The organism is Mycetocola sp., from assembly GCF_046716805.1.
Taxonomy (GTDB): domain Bacteria; phylum Actinomycetota; class Actinomycetes; order Actinomycetales; family Microbacteriaceae; genus Mycetocola_A.
In genome coordinates, this window is record NZ_JBKJWH010000153.1 from 1 (window position 1) to 17,450 (window position 17,450).

At 65.0% G+C, this 17,450-nt stretch carries 16 protein-coding genes and 1 pseudogene; 6 read left to right on the forward strand and 11 right to left on the reverse strand.

From position 1 onward, the window contains the following. Window positions 1–464: pseudogene (locus ACLQ62_RS12445) on the reverse strand (hypothetical protein); the annotation flags it as partial. Window positions 465–881: 417 nt separating this feature from the next. Between ACLQ62_RS12445 and ACLQ62_RS12450 the strand changes: the two are divergent. Beyond that, the gene (locus ACLQ62_RS12450; protein ID WP_411721954.1) at window positions 882–1,442 is read left to right on the forward strand and encodes a CDP-alcohol phosphatidyltransferase family protein; all 561 of its coding nucleotides are present in this window, start codon (window positions 882–884) and stop codon (window positions 1,440–1,442) included. Between the two features lie 6 nt (window positions 1,443–1,448). Here the strand turns inward: ACLQ62_RS12450 and ACLQ62_RS12455 are convergent, their stop codons facing one another. Continuing rightward, window positions 1,449–1,916, reverse strand: coding sequence for an acyltransferase (locus tag ACLQ62_RS12455; protein ID WP_411721955.1), 468 nt, complete (start codon window positions 1,914–1,916; stop codon window positions 1,449–1,451). Between the two features lie 223 nt (window positions 1,917–2,139). Continuing rightward, the gene (locus ACLQ62_RS12460; RefSeq protein WP_411721956.1) at window positions 2,140–3,435 is read right to left on the reverse strand and encodes a lipopolysaccharide biosynthesis protein; all 1,296 of its coding nucleotides are present in this window, start codon (window positions 3,433–3,435) and stop codon (window positions 2,140–2,142) included. 290 nt (window positions 3,436–3,725) lie between these two features. Here ACLQ62_RS12460 and ACLQ62_RS12465 point away from each other — a divergent pair, with 290 nt between their 5' ends. Beyond that, the gene (locus ACLQ62_RS12465) at window positions 3,726–4,199 is read left to right on the forward strand and encodes a putative colanic acid biosynthesis acetyltransferase (RefSeq protein WP_411721957.1); all 474 of its coding nucleotides are present in this window, start codon (window positions 3,726–3,728) and stop codon (window positions 4,197–4,199) included. Further along, window positions 4,196–5,302, forward strand: a complete 1,107-nt coding sequence (locus ACLQ62_RS12470; protein WP_411721958.1) for a glycosyltransferase — start codon at window positions 4,196–4,198, stop codon at window positions 5,300–5,302. The genes ACLQ62_RS12465 and ACLQ62_RS12470 overlap by 4 nt, the downstream gene beginning before the upstream one ends. Here ACLQ62_RS12470 and ACLQ62_RS12475 read toward each other — a convergent pair. Beyond that, window positions 5,290–6,687 carry a hypothetical protein gene (locus ACLQ62_RS12475; RefSeq protein ID WP_411721959.1) on the reverse strand — a complete coding sequence of 466 codons (1,398 nt, stop codon included), beginning with the start codon at window positions 6,685–6,687 and terminating at the stop codon, window positions 5,290–5,292. The genes ACLQ62_RS12470 and ACLQ62_RS12475 overlap by 13 nt on opposite strands. 287 nt (window positions 6,688–6,974) lie before the next feature. Between ACLQ62_RS12475 and ACLQ62_RS12480 the strand changes: the two genes are divergently transcribed. Further along, window positions 6,975–8,465 (forward strand): polysaccharide biosynthesis tyrosine autokinase, encoded by a 1,491-nt coding sequence (locus ACLQ62_RS12480; protein ID WP_411721960.1) that lies wholly within the window; start codon window positions 6,975–6,977, stop codon window positions 8,463–8,465. Between the two features lie 14 nt (window positions 8,466–8,479). Next, a complete protein-coding gene (locus tag ACLQ62_RS12485) occupies window positions 8,480–9,094 on the forward strand; it encodes a low molecular weight phosphatase family protein (protein WP_411721961.1) in 615 nt (204 codons plus the stop codon). Here ACLQ62_RS12485 and ACLQ62_RS12490 read toward each other — a convergent pair. The 7 genes from ACLQ62_RS12490 to pip form a co-directional block, all read right to left on the reverse strand. After that, window positions 9,091–11,055 carry an endo-1,3-alpha-glucanase family glycosylhydrolase gene (locus ACLQ62_RS12490; RefSeq protein WP_411721962.1) on the reverse strand — a complete coding sequence of 655 codons (1,965 nt, stop codon included), beginning with the start codon at window positions 11,053–11,055 and terminating at the stop codon, window positions 9,091–9,093. The genes ACLQ62_RS12485 and ACLQ62_RS12490 overlap by 4 nt on opposite strands. 150 nt (window positions 11,056–11,205) lie before the next feature. Then, window positions 11,206–11,859, reverse strand: coding sequence for a response regulator (locus ACLQ62_RS12495; protein ID WP_411721963.1), 654 nt, complete (start codon window positions 11,857–11,859; stop codon window positions 11,206–11,208). Continuing rightward, on the reverse strand, window positions 11,856–13,061 hold the full coding sequence (locus ACLQ62_RS12500; protein ID WP_411721964.1) for a sensor histidine kinase: 1,206 nt from the start codon (window positions 13,059–13,061) through the stop codon (window positions 11,856–11,858). The genes ACLQ62_RS12495 and ACLQ62_RS12500 overlap by 4 nt, the downstream gene beginning before the upstream one ends. A gap of 35 nt (window positions 13,062–13,096) precedes the next feature. Next, window positions 13,097–13,945: an ABC transporter permease gene (locus ACLQ62_RS12505; RefSeq protein ID WP_411721965.1), complete on the reverse strand. Its 849-nt coding sequence runs from the start codon at window positions 13,943–13,945 to the stop codon at window positions 13,097–13,099. After that, window positions 13,942–14,874, reverse strand: a complete 933-nt coding sequence (locus ACLQ62_RS12510; RefSeq protein WP_411721966.1) for an ABC transporter ATP-binding protein — start codon at window positions 14,872–14,874, stop codon at window positions 13,942–13,944. The genes ACLQ62_RS12505 and ACLQ62_RS12510 overlap by 4 nt, the downstream gene beginning before the upstream one ends. A gap of 103 nt (window positions 14,875–14,977) precedes the next feature. Beyond that, entirely contained in the window at window positions 14,978–15,865 is an 888-nt protein-coding gene (locus ACLQ62_RS12515; RefSeq protein ID WP_411721967.1) for a neutral zinc metallopeptidase, read from the reverse strand. A 62-nt stretch (window positions 15,866–15,927) separates the two neighbouring features. Next, window positions 15,928–16,884: a prolyl aminopeptidase gene (pip, locus tag ACLQ62_RS12520; protein ID WP_411721968.1), complete on the reverse strand. Its 957-nt coding sequence runs from the start codon at window positions 16,882–16,884 to the stop codon at window positions 15,928–15,930. A gap of 77 nt (window positions 16,885–16,961) precedes the next feature. Here pip and ACLQ62_RS12525 point away from each other — a divergent pair. Further along, window positions 16,962–17,450 (forward strand): lactate/malate family dehydrogenase (locus ACLQ62_RS12525; RefSeq protein WP_411721969.1); only part of this gene is annotated, 489 nt, incomplete at its 3' end.

Consider the following 17,450-nt stretch of genomic DNA (forward strand, 5'->3'; position numbering starts at 1 on the left):
AACGGCTTCACTGTGCAGGTCTGGACGTCGAGAGCGGCCACCCGGAGGACGGTGACGCCGCTGATGTTTGAGAAGTTTCCGCCGACATAGATCGTGTTGCCGTCAGGGGATGCCACGACGGAGCGGACGGTCGGGGTGCCGCCCGCGAGCGCGATGGAATACTGGCAGCTGTCGGGCTGGCCGGTCTCCGCGTTGAAGACGGCCAGTCCGTCCCGCGTTTGAGCGGCGCCGGAAGCACCGTCTGGTGGACGGATCTGGGAGAACGTGCCACCGGCAACGACCTTCCCGTTCGACTCCCCCAGACCCCAGACCACGCCATTCGTCTGCCAGGTCGGAAGGTTATCGGCACTGAAATGCACACCAGGCGAGAGGGCAGTCGCCGCTGGGATCGACGGAGCGGCAACCACCGCTCCGAGGACAAGGGCGAAAACGGCAACGGCGCTGCCCAGAACGCGTGAACGCATAAATATCCCCGATCAGGATCCGGCGGTTTCTGTCAGCCAGACGTGTATTAGTGAATGTGGAACTCGCAGCCGACGCTGAGGCACACTCGTCGAGCAACAATGCTTTGCAATACGTGAAGATTACTCAGGTTCAGGCGAAGGGAGCAATCACCCCAGGTGGGGGGTAACGGCCTCCGAACGTGAGTCTTGCTCAAGCCGTGCGGTAGATTGCAGCAAAGCCGAATCCCGAAATCGCCCGCGCGTTCGTGGGCCAGACGTCAGGACCGCACTGTGACGACGTTTCGATCCGCTCTCGCCGAGTTGTCTCGCGCCCAGAAATCGAAGAAAGGCGCTTCCTTTTACACCCGTTTCGTGAACCGTCCTCTGGGGAGGGTGCTTGCCGCTGCGCTTCATCGCGTGGGCGCCAGTCCGAACCAGGTGACCTTCTTATCTGCGATGAGCACGACCGCCGGACTCGCGTTGCTCGTCGCGCTGGACCCCAGCGTCGCAGGTGGAGTCGCCGTCGCCGCCCTCCTGGTGCTGGGCTTTGCACTGGACTCCGCCGATGGACAAGTCGCACGACTTTCCGGGCGCACGTCGCCGGCGGGCGAATGGCTGGACCACGTCGTCGATGCCGCCAAGATGGTGGCCGTGCATGGTTGCGTGCTCGTGGCAGTGTGGCTGCACGCACCCCATGAGACGCTGTGGCTGGTGATCCCGCTGGCGTTCCAGCTCGTCGCGACCGTGATGTTTGCGGGCGGAACGCTCATTGACCTGCTGAAGAGGGCGCTGCCCACCGAGACCTCGGACCGCGGCCCCACAACAACGGTCAGGGCCCTTGCGCTCCTGCCGGCTGACTATGGTGTGCTGGCGCTTTGCTTTCTCCTGTGGGGGCTGCCCGCGGTGTTCCAGACCGTCTACGCTCTCCTGTTCGCGGCGAATGCGGTTCTCGTGGTCCTGCTCCTGGGAAAGTGGTTTCGCGAACTCAGGGCCGCCTGATCACCCTCAGAACGCGTCTTCGACGGTTGCGCCAGTCTCCGGAATGAAGACCCGGTTGGTCGACATCTTCGTGCGGGTGAACCAGTCCCCCCTGACCGGACCCTTGAACTTCGCAGGAACGCCCGCCCACAGTCCCGACTCCTCTGGCTCCCGGCTCCGGGTGAGCACGGAGCCAGCGGCAAGCACGGAGAGTCCAGGAAGCGTCGCCCCTCCGAGCAGGAGGCAGCGCGTTCCTACGAAACTGCGCTCACCGATGACTACCGGGTAGGCCGCCTGGGCATCCCGCGCGATGTCGATGCTGTGAGTGAGAACGCGTGAATTGTGACCGGCGAGAGCGGAGAATTCACCGACCGACAACGAGCCGGAACAGTCCATCTGGTGCCTGCTGGTGATGTAGGCGTTCGCGCCGACGGTGAGGGACGCGCCGGAAGGATACAGTCGGGCATACACGGGGTGGGCGGAGATGAGATTCAATCGTCCGATAGATGCGCCTGGGCCTATATTCAGCGTCCTCATGTGTTTGATCAGATTCCATTTTCCGATCCGTGACCCCTGTCCCAAAGACAGCGAGTCGACTTTCCAGACGAGGTTCGACCGGGCCCGAGCCGAGTCGTGGATTGAATGACCGAGCCGGCGGAGCGTGCGGTTCTTCGATCGACTCGCAGGGAGCAGCCAGAGGGCCAGAAAGATGCCTGCTTTAAAGGTATTCACGTTGTTGCTCCTCATTCCGCGACGACTCCGGCGCATCTGCGTCCGGGTGCCGCAGATATCTCACGACGGCGACGAGTTCCACACCCAGCCGGAGCACCAGTCCAATGAGAATCCCCGCGAGTGCGCCGGCCGCGCCGAACAGGACGGAACCGATCGCGACGAGTGGAAGTCCAAGGATGCTCCCGACCAACGTGGCCTTAGCCACGACGCTCATCCGGTTGATCGCGACGAGAACCGCCTTGCTCACAACCGATTCGAAAAGGTTGAGCGCGACGAACAGGGCCATGAGTACGAGTGTCAGGTAGCTCGGATGAATTTGAGCCCCTCCGAGCCAGAGGATGAATTGCGGCGCCGCGACAAGCATCGCGGCTCCGAGCGCGAGTGAGAACACCGCCGACAAAGCGAGAGTCTTCAGGACACGCGAGGCAAGGAGAACCCCGGATGCCCTCGGAACCCAGCCCTGGAACACCGTGACGAAGGGGTTGAGCGCCACGGAAACCTGGCGCTGGACCTTGTCGACGATCGCATAAACCGGGAGGACCAACGGCGCGACCGCGGAGACGATCAAGAGGGGCGCGGCGATGTACCCCGCGGAGAGCAGCGTCGAACTCACCCCGAGTCCCTGCGAAACGAGCACGTGGCGGGTCGGACGGTGGCGTAGACGATGACTCTTCGGGACTCCGGCCGACCGGAAAATCCAGACCGAGCACACCACGAAGGCTGCCAGCATGCCAGCCAACTGGCAAAGAACCCCGACCAAGGCGCCGGAACCTGTGAGCATCAGGATGATTCCCGCGACCGTCCCCAACACACGCGGGATCGTCTCGAGCACGAACATCGCGTACGGCCGCGACAGGCCGACGAAGTACCAGCTCGCCGTCAGGCCGATCGTCGCAGTCGAGAGCGCGCCGACGACGGCGAGCAGGGCGTGTCCGGGGGCGAACACCGCGGCGAGCAACCCCGCACTTCCGGCGAGGGGAACGAAGAGGATGCTCTTGACGAGCACGGATTCCGAGTACTCACGCACAGCGCCGGGTCGCCCCGCCCTGGCGACAGCGGCCGGCCCGGTCAGCCCCCAGCCGTAGGCGATTGCAACGGCGGCGATTCCCCCGATCGATTGGCCGACCGCGATCGCAGCCCAGGCCCGAGGCCCGTCGGAGCCGATCATGACGGGGATGATGGCAAGAGAAGCGATGGCGAGCGCCACCATCGACGCCCCGTAGCCGGCGATCTTGTTGACCCCGGACACAGCACCGGTGAACCGGCCCGCCCGTCTCGACACGGCATCCCCTCTCGGGAGTTGGCCCGATCGATTCGAGCACTCACGCCACTCCCACGCTATCGCCGTTTGCGAGAAATCCTCAAATACCCCATACGGGGGCGGCTGCCATCGCCGCCGATGCGAAGAGTGCGTACACTAACGGCATGATGAGCGTCCCCGACGACACAGAAACGGAAAAGGCTCGGACGAATCGGCCGCCGGAACCTCACATTCCACCGAGGCGACAGCTCGCGAGGTTCACTGGTGCCGGGTATGACCGCGGGCGAAACATTCTCTGGCAGGTGGCGTGGATGGCGACCTCCGGACTCGTCGTCACACGCTGGTGGTGCCCGCCCACCATCCGCGCCAACATCCTGCGAGCGTTCGGCGCCAGGATCGGTCGGGGGGTGAACATCCGCCACGGAGTCCGCATCCATTGGCCGTGGAAACTTACTGTCGGTGACCACTCCTGGGTCGGTGAACAGACCTGGATCCTGAATCTCGAGCCGGTCACCATCGGGGCTGACGTGTGCATCTCGCAGGATGTCTTCCTCTGCACGGGGAGTCACGATCGCCGGTCCCCAACGTTCGAATTCGACAATGCCCCGATTACCGTGGGCGACGGCGCATGGATTGCAGCGCGCGCCACCATCCTCCGAGGCTCGAGTATCGGCAGTGACAGCATCATCGGCGCCACTGCCCTCATCACCGGTGCCGTCGAGCCCGGCTCCGTCATGCTTGGCCCGCTGGCCACACGTTATGCTCAGCGGGAATTTCGACTATGAGAATCCTCTCCGTCGTGACGCTCGTCTCCCCTCGAGGCGACTTCGGCGGCCCGGTGAGAGTCGCGGTCAATCAGGCGCGGGCGTTGACGGAGCGCGGCCACGACGTGGTTCTCGCCGGCGGACACCGCGGTTTCGACGGGCCCGCGCCCAGGAGCCTTGACGGTGTCCCCACAGCCCTCTTCCCGGCGCGCAGGGTGGTGCCCGGTGCGGGTTTCGCGGGTCTGGCTGCGCCAGGGTTGTACCGATGGCTGGCGTCGGCTGCCGGCAGATTCGACATCGTGCACGTCCATGCCGCGCGTGACCTGGTGACCCTCCCCGCCGCTCACCGGGTGCATCGCGCCGGCATTCCCTACGTTATGCAAACCCACGGCATGATCGATCTGTCATCGAACCCGCTCGCGCGTCCCCTGGATGCTGTACTGACACGACCATTGCTCCGCACCGCCAAACGGGTGTTCTGCCTTACCCCGAGTGAGCAGCGAGACCTCCGTCAGGTTGGCGGCGATGCTTTGGCTTTTCAGGAACTGCCCAACGGGGTTCCTCTGCCACGCGAACTGCGGAACGAACCGACCGAGACGGAGGTGCTGTATCTGGCGCGGCTGGCACCCAGGAAGCGCCCGATGGTCTTCGTCGAGATGGCTCGCTCCCTGGCAACCGAATATCCGAACGTCCGATTCACTCTGGTTGGTCCGGACGAGGGAGAAGGGACGCGTGTAGAACAGGCAGCAGCCGACGAGCCAGCCGGACGGCTGTCGTGGGAAGGACCGCTTGCTCCTGAGGCGACGGGCGGTCGCATGGCGGCGGCGTCCATCTACGTCCTGCCGTCAATCGACGAGCCCTTCGGAATGACGGTGCTCGAAGCTATGGCACTCGGGCTTCCCGTTGTCGTCACCGATTCCTGCGCGCTCGCCCCGATGATCAGGCGGACGCAATGCGGCCTTGTGACGGATGCAACTCAGGACGGGATGAATGCCGCTGTCCGTTCGCTTCTCGCAGACCCGGACCTTGCCAGGACGATGGGCGAGCGAGGGACGCGCACCGCGCGCGAGGAATTCAGCATGCCGGCGGTCGCCGATATTCTTGAGGACGCCTACTCGACTTGATGCCGGGGCGGGGCCTGGGGACCGCTCCGCTGGCGCACGAGCAGGACGCAGGCGGTCGCGACGGCCATGGCTCCGGTCGCCTGCAGCAGTGACCCGCGCATGAGGATCGTCATGTACACCGGGAAGATCGCTCCGACAATGGCCCACAACCCACCGCTGGCGAACGATGGGAGCAGCCGGGAGTCCATTGCCCTGAGCGCGATTCCGATTCCGGCGAACCCGAGGACGAGCACGATCACACCGCCGTTGACAAGGAACTCTGCCCACAACGGCGCGGACAGGTTGTTGAAGCTGTACCCCCGGTAGTCGGCGAGGAGGATACCTGTATCGGTCGGCTTATCGGCCCAGACCGCGCGTGGAACCCAAAAGAAGGCACTGCCAAGCAATTGTCGAAGCGGGACGACCAGCCCGTCGACCCAATACGACAGGGCATTGGCGACCTGCCAGAATGCGTCGTAGTCCGGATTACTCAGATATTCACCGAAGAACCCGTTACGGGTGAGATTGACCTCTTCATTGCGGAATGCGTCGGCCAGAGGAAAGACGAAAAGGAATGCGCCGAGCATTCCGGCGAGCGTGAAGCGGACGCGTTTCTGGCTCATGAGCGCGCCGGCGTATGCCACCAGTGCGAACGCCACGGTGGCGAAGACAAAACGAGCGCTGCCGATCGGGTTGACGATCAGCAGCAGCACCAGAACGCAGCCGGCCAGCCCGGCCGCATACCAGCGGGCAACAGACGGGCTCTCGGCACGACGCCTGAGCTGGGCGAGCGCCCCCGCCCCGACGAGGAGTGGATACACCGCGAGCGCGTACATGATGGAACGCACGGCCGGGTCGGTCCAGGCTGCGCTCCTCGCTCCGAATGCGGCCTCGCGACTGCCCAACAGAGCAACCGGCCCCACGACTGCGAGGTAGTACGCGCTCGCAGCCAGCCCGAAACCGACAAGCAGGATGGTGCGGGTTCGACCGACCTGCGACACGAAAGGCTCCACCAGCTCGGCTCTATGCTGCGCCACTCTCCGGCCTCGCTCTCGCCCTAGCCAGGCAGCGCGTGACAACTCATATACGGCGAGGCCGAGGCACACCAGCAGTGCGGTCGGAATGTACAGCCCCTCATCTATGCCCGGCGTCGTTGTCGACGTCAATCCGGAGCGAATCTGCGCCGTCGGCCCGATTCCCATGAAGATGTAGCTGAACATCCAGAAAAAGAAGTCAAAGAGTCGCGGGGCACCCGAAACGATGAGCCATGCGAGCCGAATGCCGCCCCAGACGAGAACTGCAAGCGTCAACACCCACGCGTCGCTTCGGCCGACATCCGGGACCTGCGCGATGAGTGTGAGCGGGATGACTCCGGACAGTACTGCTGCGATAGCGACAAATGCCACCCCCGGACCGACCTGAGCCGCCCGGGGCGGAGCCGACCCTGCAGAGGACGCGATCTTTCCAAAGGAAGTCAAGGCGAAATACCGGCGGCCTGGCGAGCAACGGGGCCATACACCCATAACGGGGCACAAAGCTGAGAAGCGCTCACGTATAGCTCGGTCATGTGCATATCATGACACATGGCAGCGCACCGATGCCTGCGTCTCCTGCCCGACACCCGGCGGCAACCGTCGCCGACCCGGCAGGCCAGATGGGTCGGAGGCAGCCTGACGCGCGAGGGGATTTGACAGTGGACCACCGGGGAATTCTCGACCTGCTGAGGCTGCATTGGCTCAGCGTGTTGTTCGTCACCATGATCGGTGGAGGCTTGGGCTACGGCTACACGGTTCTCGCCACACCGGAGTACACCGCAGAGACCGAGCTCTTCGTCGCTGTGTCCACGAGCGAGAACACCGGTGAGCTGGCCCAGGGCAGCAACTACTCCCAGCAGCAGGCACGCAACTACAGCGCAGTGGCCACCCGCGAGATTGTCCTCCAACCGGTGATCAACTCCCTCAACCTGGACACCACCGTCGAGGCTCTGAAAAAGCGGGTGTCGACATCCGTGCCGCTGAACACCTCGCTCATTTCGATCACCGTCAGGGACACCTCCGCCGAGAGGGGAGCCGCTACCGCCAACGCCATCGCCACCAGCTTGTCGAACTCGGTGCAGAAGCTCATACCCAAGCTTCCGGACAACACCTATCCACTCCAGTTGAAGACCGTGCAGAGCGCAGCCGTGCCATCCGTCCCCTCGTCACCGAACACCATGCTCGCCGTGGCCCTCGGCCTGCTCGGCGGGCTCGTCGCTGCCTTCGCCATCGTGGCGGTCCGCGAGTACATCAATGCGAAGGTGCGCACCGCCGAGCAGATCAAAGCGGCGACAGGAGCGAGCCTCCTGGGTTCGATTGTCTATGACCGCTCCGCCTCCTCCGCGCCGATGGCATTGCGTGCGAACAAGCTGTCCCCGCGGGCCGAGGAGTTTCGTCAGTTGCGCACGAACCTTCGTTTCCTCCAGGCCGACACCGACCACAAAGTGTTCCTCCTGACTTCGTCGATTCCGGGCGAGGGAAAGAGCGCAACAGCGGCGAATCTCGCGGCAACCATCGCCGCATCTGGCGCCAGTGTCTGCCTCGTTGAGGCTGACCTCCGGAGGCCGAGCCTCGGCGGCATCCTCGATCTGGAAGGCGGTGTCGGATTCACCACGCTGCTGGCGGGCGAGGCCGAGCTCGATGACGTTCTTCAGCCCTGGGGAACGGACGGTCTCCGGGTGTTGCTGTCCGGCGAGATCCCTCCGAACCCGAGCGAGCTGCTCGGGTCATCCCGTGCGGAGGAGATCCTCCTGGCGATTCGGGAGCGTTTCGACGTCACCATCATCGACTCCCCGCCAGTGATCCCCGTGACGGATGCGACGATTCTGGCCCGCCTCTTCGGTGGGGCGATCCTCATCGTGGGCGCCAAGAAAGTCGAGATGCGCGAGCTGCGCAAAGCTGTGGATCGAATGACCGTCGTCGATGCACCCATCCTGGGCACGGTGTTGAATCTCGCGCCGACGAGTGTGATGGGGCGCTACCGGTTGAAATACACATCGAATCCAGCACAGACGATCCCGGCGCGCTCGGCGCGTCGCGACGCAAGCCCCCTACTCGTTTCCCCCGCGCCGTCGCCCATCCCCCTGGGCGCCGGGTCGAGCGATCTGCACCGTCCGACTCCGGAGAAACCGCGGGTGGAGGCTCGATGACAGGGAATGCCGCAATGCCTCCCGTTGCCGACCCCGGGGGAACGATCCTCTTCGTCTGCACCGGCAACGTCTGCCGATCCCCCTACCTCGAGTTGATGCTCCGCAACAGCCTGGGTCAGAAGCACATCACGTCGATCAGGGTGCGTTCGGCCGGCACTGATGCATTGCTACGCCAACCGATAGCACCTCCCATGGCCGGAATCCTCGCGGACGCTGGAATCAACGCCGACTGGTTCCGTTCTCGCCAGCTCGAACGGCAGATGGTCCGCTCGGCCGATCTCATTCTCACTGCAGAACGCAGCCACCGAGCAGTGGTAGCTCGACTCCAGCCGTCTGCCCTTCCCCGGATCTTCACGCTCCGGCAGGCCGCGCGCCTGCTGCAGTCGGGGCCGGGGGATGCGGCAATCGACGCTGACGCCAACGCAGTGACTCGTCTCGCCGCGCTCATCGCCGCAGGGCGCGGGATCCACCAGTCTTCGGCCGGTGACGGCGACGACGTTCCGGACCCGTGGCAGCAGTCACTGTCAACCTATCGCGCGGTGGCGGGAATGCTGAAGGAGCCGCTCGAAGTGCTCACGAATGTGATCGCGGCCCAACGAACGGCTCCTTCGTTTCCTGCGGGAAGTTAGCGCTTACTGCTCACGCCGTAGTACTGCAGGTCCTGCACGATCGGCTTCGAGACGACCGTGTACGGCGACGTGACCGACGCAACGGTGGAGCCGTCGCGGGTCGCTGTCGCGGACACCGTACCCACGGCCAGGGGCACGGTCTTGGCGTACACCCCTGCCGGTGCGCTGTAGGTGGTCTTCACTCCGCCGACAGTCACCGTGACACTGGCCGGTGACGCAAGCATCGTCAGCACCTCAACGGTGTCGCGAGGCTGGGTCGACGTGCCACTCAGGGTGGGCGACATGAGCTTGTGCGGAGTAGACGGCGTCGCGGAGTACGAATGCTTGCGGTGAGTCACGTACATGGCATCGTCAGAGGCGTTCAACTTTCCTGTCCGGAACTGGTCGGCGTAGTACTTGTTGATGTCGAGGAATGTCGAACCATGTGCGACCGACGGCGCGAAGTGTGTACCCTCGCCGTAGTCGTTCCAGGTCACCATCTGCACGTCGTCGGCACCGTCAGCGATCGCCCGGGCCCACATCGCACGGAGCGTCGCCGTGTTGTTGGATTCGTCGTAGATGAACGAGCGCGGTCGGACGTCCTGAACGGCGATGGGCGCGATCCACTCGAGGCCGAGTGCGTGAGCGCGTTCGGCGTAGTTCGCGGCGCGGGTGACGGTGGACACGGTCCTGGTTCCCCAGTTGCCGACACGGTCGCTGATCGGAGCGAACTCCTTCATGTTCGCCTCGCTCGCGTTGAGGAAAATCGCACTGAATGTCACGGGGATGCCCTGGCTCTTCAGGGCCTGGATGATCGAGGACCACCAGGACACGCTCTTGTTCTCAGCCTTGAACGACGAGAGAGCGAAATTTCCGTCCACCTTCTCGGCGGAGGGGTATGCGTAGAGCTCTGCGAGCTTCGCGGCGACCGTTTCAGGGCTCTTCGACCCGACACCTGCTGACGCATCGATCATCGGGATGATCGTGAAGTCCGGGCTCACCGCGGCGGCCGCCTTCATCAGGTTGACGCTGGCGTCCCAGTTCCGACCGGAAATGCCCATGATGTTGAGTGTGAAGCCGTCGAGACCTGCGGCCATGGCCTGCCGCACCTCAGTCTTGAGGTCCTGGACCTTCCAGTCCGATCCTGCGAGCGGTGCTCGCGGAGTCGGCCGGTCACGGAGAAGTCCTCCGTACGCGGCGTGGATTCCACCCTCACCATCGACGGTCAAGTATTTCTCGGCGTAGTAGTCCGTCGCCGGCGCGCCATTCTCGATCGAAATAGGGTACGGCGGGAAGTAGTGGGCGAAGACCCTCTTGCCGTTCGATTCGCTTGCCGGGATCGTCGGGGCGGAGGCGGTCGCAGTAGCGGCGGGTGCGTTCTCGACGGTGACCCGAAGTTTCGGCTGGGCCGCTGACTCGACGGAGAAGTTGGTGCTGACGTACCGCTGCGAGTACTTCAAACCGAAGGCCATCTCATTCGACGTCACCGTGCTGACGTCGGAGAGCGGGATGGTGAGTTGGGCCCCGGTCTTCGCGGGGATGAGCGCGGTGTTGAGCGCGGTTGCGCCAAGTGCGGGCTTCGTGGAGTGCGTGAGCGTCTGCTCGCTCCACGCGGTAGACGTCGGGTAGGCGACGACTCCACCGGTTGAGGCCGTGCTGTACGAAACGTTCAGTTCCAGCGACGCCTTGACAACCTTCTTGCCTTCAAGTGCAGCGCCGTCGAACTTGAGGTACGACGTGTCACTCGTGCTCGACGCGCTCAGGTACGGCTTATCACCGAGCGGAGTGCTTGGGTGACGGGCGGAAGTCCAGGTGGCTGCTGTGGGCAAGAGCACGACTTCGGATGTCGCCTCCGCCGCTGACGCTGCCATCGGCACCATGGCCGAGGAAGCGAGGGCAAAGATTACCGCCCCGGCGAGGAGTCGCCAGCGCGGGATTTTTCGCGCTTGCGGCGCGACTAACGTTGTATTCGATGAGTTCATGTATATGTATTCCCTTTATGTGATGTGCCCCCCATAAGTGGGCCATCCTACGGGATTAATGAGAGATAGTCACATCGACGTTTTCCGCTCCCCTGCTCGGCCGGCGCCGGTCGAGAGAAGCCATCGGACTCCGAGAGTCCGGAAGCGGGCTCAGACGAGGCCTTCGCGGTGCGCCAGGATCACGGCCTGAACGCGGTCGCGAAGTTCCAGCTTGAAGAGGATTCGCCCGACGTGGGTCTTCACCGTGGACTCGGACAGGAACAGTTGGGCTGCGATCTCCGGGTTCGATAATCCTTCACCGACGGCGACGAGCACTTCCCGCTCCCGGTGAGTCAGCGCGGACAACAGAGAAGACGGGCCCTCCGACGCTGAGTCAGGCAGCCGGCCGCCGTACAGGTCGAGCATCCTCCGGGTGATCCGCGGCGAGACGCTGGCTTCACCCGTGGCCACCGCACGCACGGCGGCGAGCAGTTCGACAGGCGGGGCATCCTTGAGCAGAAATCCGCTCGCTCCAGCGTTGAGCCCGCCGAACGCATACTCGTCCAGGTCGAACGTGGTGAGAATGATCACTCGAGCATCGGGTCGTTCCGCGATGATTCGACGGGTGGCTTCGATGCCATCGAGGCCGGGCATCCGCACGTCCATGAGGATGACATCGGGCTGGAGCGTGCGCGCCCGTTCGACAGCTGTCGCGCCGTCGGCCGCTTCGCCGGCCAGGACCATGTCATCCTCCGCCGCGATGACCATGGACAGGCCCATCCTCAGCAGGTCCTGGTCGTCAACGATCATCACTCGGATCGTCATGAGTCCTCCCCCGCCTCCGGCATCGTCATGCGCACGCGCCAACCGCCGTTCGACCCTGGTCCGCTCTCCACAGTCCCACCATAGAGCGCAGCGCGTTCTGCCATACCGATGAGTCCGCGTCCCGAACCAACGGACTCGGGCCGCGGACCGGCTTCGCCGTCATCGGTGACCGTCAGCGTCACGGAATCTGAACAGTCCAGAACGACGTGGACCTGGCTGGGTTGGCGGGCGTAACGCAACGCGTTGGTCAACGCCTCCTGCACGGCACGGTAGATGGTGACCTGCGCCCCCTGCCCGGTGGGCGGGACGCCCGAAACGGTGAGGCTGACAGGCAGTCCGGCTCCGCGATAGCTGTCGACGAGCTGGGGCAGGTCATCGAGGGTGGGTTGTGGCATCCGTTCGGCGAGCTCGCTTTCTTCATCCCGAAGCACACCGAGCAGGCGGCGCATGTCGGCGAGTGACGCCCGCCCGGTGGACCCGACGTTTCGGATGGCGGCAAGCGACGCCTCCGGATCCTTCTCCACCATCGCCTCGGCGCCATCGGCCAGCCGGATCATCACCGAGAGGCTGTGGGCGACGATGTCGTGCATCTCGCGGGCGATCCGGGACCGTTCGGATGCCGCTGCCAGCTGCGCCTGCTGGTCACGTTCCCGCGCGAGCTGGCCTGCGCGGTCGACGAGCGCCCCGATGTACCGCACGCGGTTTCCCACGTTGATACCGATGAGGACCGCGAACAGGCAGAGGATCAGGGCCGAGAGAACATCGTTCGTCCACACGTCCTCGAACATGTCGACGGTGACGATCCCGGACAACGTGAGGGTCACGGCGGCAGCTCCGAGTCCGATCCACGACGCACGGACGCTGTCGTGTACGGCCACCGAGTACAACGCGATCACGAGCGCGATTCCACCAAAGCTACTCGAGCTCCACAGGAACAGCGACGTGACGGCCAGGGAAACGACGAGCGCAGGAATCGGCCGGCTGCGGCGCACGTAGAGCGCCACCGCGGTGACTGCCCCGAGCAGGAGCGCGAGCGTATTGAACGCCGGAGGAATCGACCCGTCCACATACGTGACGATCCGGGCGATGCCCTCAGGCAGCGCATAGATCAGGGCGACGAGAACATCTGCGGTGCGCTGGTGTCGCGCCCAGCACAGGCGGATGACGCCGGGCGGCCGGGGCAGCCGAAGCTCCCCGTCCACACCAGGGTGTGGCGGGGAGTCCTGGGGCATGTGGGTCAGGCGTCTCTCCGCTTCATCAGGATGGCCCCCGCTGTGAGGGAGGCCGCCACCCAGCCAAGCACAACAGCGAGCTGCTGCCACGGTTCGAGGGCGCCGGGGATATCCGATTGTAGGCCGACGAGCCCGAGGCCTGCATCGGAGAGGAGGTAGGGGAGGATGTCCTGGGCCCAGTCCGCCGGGATGAGCTGGAGGATCGTCGGCAGGATGAGGAGAATGCCCAGCACGGTGGCGATACCGCCAGCAGAACTGCGAACCGCTGTTCCGACTCCGAGTGCGAAGAGGGCAATGAGGGCGAGGTAGAACGCACCGCCCACGATCGCTCGCAGGACATCCGGATCGGTGATCGGCGCTGCGATACCGTTGGCCGCGAGGATCGGGCTTCCCACGAGGTAGGCGCTGACCGTCGCGACGAGGCCGACGACGAAGGTGCTGACAAAAAGAACGGCACTCTTCGCCCAGAGCACAGGCAACCGGCGGGGCACCGCGCTGAACGTCGATCGGATCATTCCGGTGCTGTACTCGCCCGAAATGATCAGGACGCCGAGGACGGCGACGATGAGCTGCCCGAGTGCGACCGGGAACGAGCTGATCTGTACGAGCAGGCCGACGTGCGCGTCCTCGGGGAACGGACCGGCCATCGAGTTGAGCGTGGCTGCCATCAAAATCGCGAGCCCGATGGAGATCACGATGAGTACCGCGTATGACCAGACGGTGGAGCGCAGGCTGCGGAGTTTGATCCATTCGGAGCGCAGGATACCCGGGAACCTGACCGAATTCCGGGAGGAGGATGCCGGCATCCGGGGTGTCCACGCTTCGTGCGCCGGGTTGAGAGTTGCGGTTGTCATCGTGAAAGCTCCAGGTCGTCAGCGGTCGCACCGGTGCGGTACTCCACGTCGTCTTGTGTCAATTCCAGATACGCCTCTTCGAGCGAGGCGGTCAGGGGGGTGAGTTCGTGCAGGACGATGCCGCTCGAGGCGGCGGCTTCGCCCACGGCACCGGCGGTCGCCCCGGTGACGTCGAGCACATCGCGCTCGACGTGGCTGACGGTGACGCCGGCTGAGGCGATGAGCGCAGCGAGCTCCGCCGCCCGGGGACTGCGTACGCGAACGCCGGTGCGGGTTGCGCCGCTGAGAACGTCGCCGACTGGCGCATCCGCGATCACCCGGCCCCTGCCGAGCACGATGAGGTGGTCGGCTGTGACGGCCATCTCGCTCATGAGGTGGCTCGAGAGCAGCACTGTCCGGCCTTCCGCAGCGAGGCCGCGAACGAGACCGCGAACCCACCGGACTCCCTCCGGGTCGAGACCGTTGATCGGCTCGTCAAGGATGAGCGTCTGCGGATCCCCGAGCAGGGCTGCGGCGATGCCGAGACGCTGGCCCATGCCGAGCGAGAAACCGCCCACCCGCTTGCGCGCTACCGGCTCGAGCCCGGTGAGCTCGATGACCTCCGTCACGCGCCGTTTTGGGATGCCGTGCGTCGCTGCCATCGCGAGCAGATGGTTCTCTGCGCTCCGGCCCGTGTGGACGGCCTTGGCGTCGAGCAACGCACCGACCTCGTGCAGGGGTGCAACGTGGTCGCGGTAGAGGCGCCCATTCACCGTCACCTGGCCGGTCGTCGGGCGGTCGAGTCCGACGATCATGCGCATCGTGGTGGACTTGCCGGCTCCGTTGGGCCCGAGGAAGCCGGTGACGGCTCCTGGCCTGACAGCGAACGTGATATCTGACACGGCTGTCTTGGGGCCGTATGTCTTGGTGAGGTTCTGTGCTTCGATCATGTAGCGAGGCTACGAGCGCACGTCGTCGTGCCGCGTCCGCCTGCGGGATGGTCTGCGGCGCTCATCGGTCATACTGCGGTACCGTTCCTGCAGTACCGCAGCTTCAGAGTCGCGAGCCGTCCACCCCGAAGGTGTCGCAGGCCGCGGCACCGCCCTCGTAACCGGTGGTGAACCAACGCTGCCGTTGCTCGCTCGAGCCGTGGGTCCAGGCTTCGGAGTTCACTTCCTGACCTGAACCCTGCTGGATCCGGTCGTCGCCGACGGCAGCTGCCGCGTCGAGGGCATCTGCCACCTGTGTCCGGGTCGGCGGCTCGAGATAGTTCGTACCGCTTGCATCGTCCGTTTCGGAGGCCGCGGAGACCCATGCTCCGGCGAAGCAGTCGGCCTGGAGTTCGATCCGGACCGAGTCGGAGTCTGGACCCGTGCCGGTGCGGTCGGCCTGGTCCATGATCCCGGAGATGTGCTGGATGTGGTGACCCCACTCATGCGCGGCGATGTACATCTGCGCGAGTGTGCCACCCGTGGTGTCGAACGGGGGCTCGCGGAGCTGCTGGAAGAAGGTGGTGTCGATGTAGATGGTCTGATCCGGCGGGCAGTAGAACGGGCCGGTCGCGCTTGTCGCTGCCCCGCAACCCGTCGACGTTGACGCATCGAACAGGATGAAATTCGGGGTCACGTACTCGTTCCCCGCCACGGAGGGATACGCGCCCACCCAGAAGTCATCGATCGAAGCGCTCGCTCCCTGCATCAGGCAGGTGACGTTTTCATTCGCATCCTCGCCGGTCTGGCATTCGGTGATCGCCTGGTCTGGGCCGGCAGGTCCGGGCTGCGCCCCGCCGCCGATCAACCCGCCGATGTCGACACCGGTCAACTGCGAGACGACGAAAACGACGATCACGCCGACGATGCCGACGCCCCCGCCGACGGCGGCACCACGGCCTCGCCGTTTGACGTTGCCACCGGAGATGTCGGAGTCAGGGTTGAAGGTCACGAGGACAACGTATCCTTCACGTGCCTCGCGGACCAGCACATTGCGCTCACGTGCTGCGGCAGCTATGACGCGAAGCGGTCGGTCGTCTCAAGCAAGGCGTCGAGGATCCCCGGCTCGTCGAAGGCGTGCCCCGCATCCGGGATCATCCGGAGCTCCGCGTGCGGCATCGCCTGCGCGAGCGCCCACGCTGTCATCGGCGGCGTGCACATGTCATAGCGTCCCTGGACGATGACGGTGGGAATGTTCGCGAGCCGACCGGCATCCCGGATCAGTTGACCGTCTTCCCACCAGCCCCCGTGCACAAAATAGTGGTTTTCGATGCGGGCGAAGGCCACCGCGTAATCGGGCTCGGTGAACCGGGCGATCACGTCGGCTCGAGGCCTCAGGGTGATGGTGGAGGACTCCCAGCGGGACCAGGCGATCGCTGCCGGGCCGTGGATCGCGGGATTCGGGTCATTGAGCAGTCTCGAGTACGCCTGGATGAGGTTCCCCCGCTGGTCGGCCGGGACGGGGGCGAGGAATTCTTCCCACAGGTCGGGGAACACAGCGGCGGCGCCGCCCTCATAGAACCAGTCGAGCTCGGTCTGGCGGAGGGTGAAGATACCGCGGAGGACGAGCTCACGGACCCGCTCCGGATGTGTTTCGGCGTAGGCGAGGGCGAGTGAACTGCCCCATGAGCCACCGAAGACCTGCCAGGTGTCGATGCTCAGGTGCTCACGCAGTTTCTCGATGTCCGCCACGAGATGCCAGCTGGTGTTCGACGACAGGTCGGACTCGGGCGCGCTCGCGTGTGGTGTGCTCCTTCCACAGCCGCGTTGGTCGAAAAGCACGATCCGGTACCGGGCAGGGTCGAACAACCGACGGTGATCGGCGCTGGAACCGCCGCCGGGGCCACCGTGCAGGAAGACGACCGGCTTTCCGTGCGGGTTCCCACACGTCTCCCAGTAGAGGGACTGGCCGTCGCCCACATCGAGAAGTCCGGCGTCGTACGGTTCGATTTCGGGGTACATACTGCGCATTCTCCGACGGTACCCTTCCCGTTCCGTCTCGTCAGCCTCGCGCGTAGGCTGTCCGCACCGAGATCGAGGGAGTTCCCATGACTGCGACCACTCTGGCGACCGTGACGCTCACCGGTGCTGGGGGCCAGATCGGCTACGCACTTCTCTTCCGCATTGCCTCAGGGCAACTGCTCGGGCCGGACACCCGGCTTCGACTGAACCTGCTCGAGATTCCCGCCGGACTTGCCGGGGCGGAGGGTGCCGCTCTTGAACTGCAGGATGCCGCGTTCCCGCTCCTCGACGCCGTCACCGTGACCGACAGCGCGGCCACCGCATTCGACGGCGCGAACGTCGCACTGCTCGTCGGCTCGCGTCCGCGCGGCCCGGGAATGGAACGTGCCGACCTTCTGGCGGCGAACGGAGCCATCTTCGGACCGCAGGGCGCCGCGCTCAACGCGGGCGCGGCATCCGATATTCGCGTCGTGGTGGTCGGCAACCCGGCGAACACAAACGCCCTGATCGCGTCAGCGCATGCTCCGGACATCCCGCGCGAGAGATTCACGGCACTCACCAGACTGGACCACAAC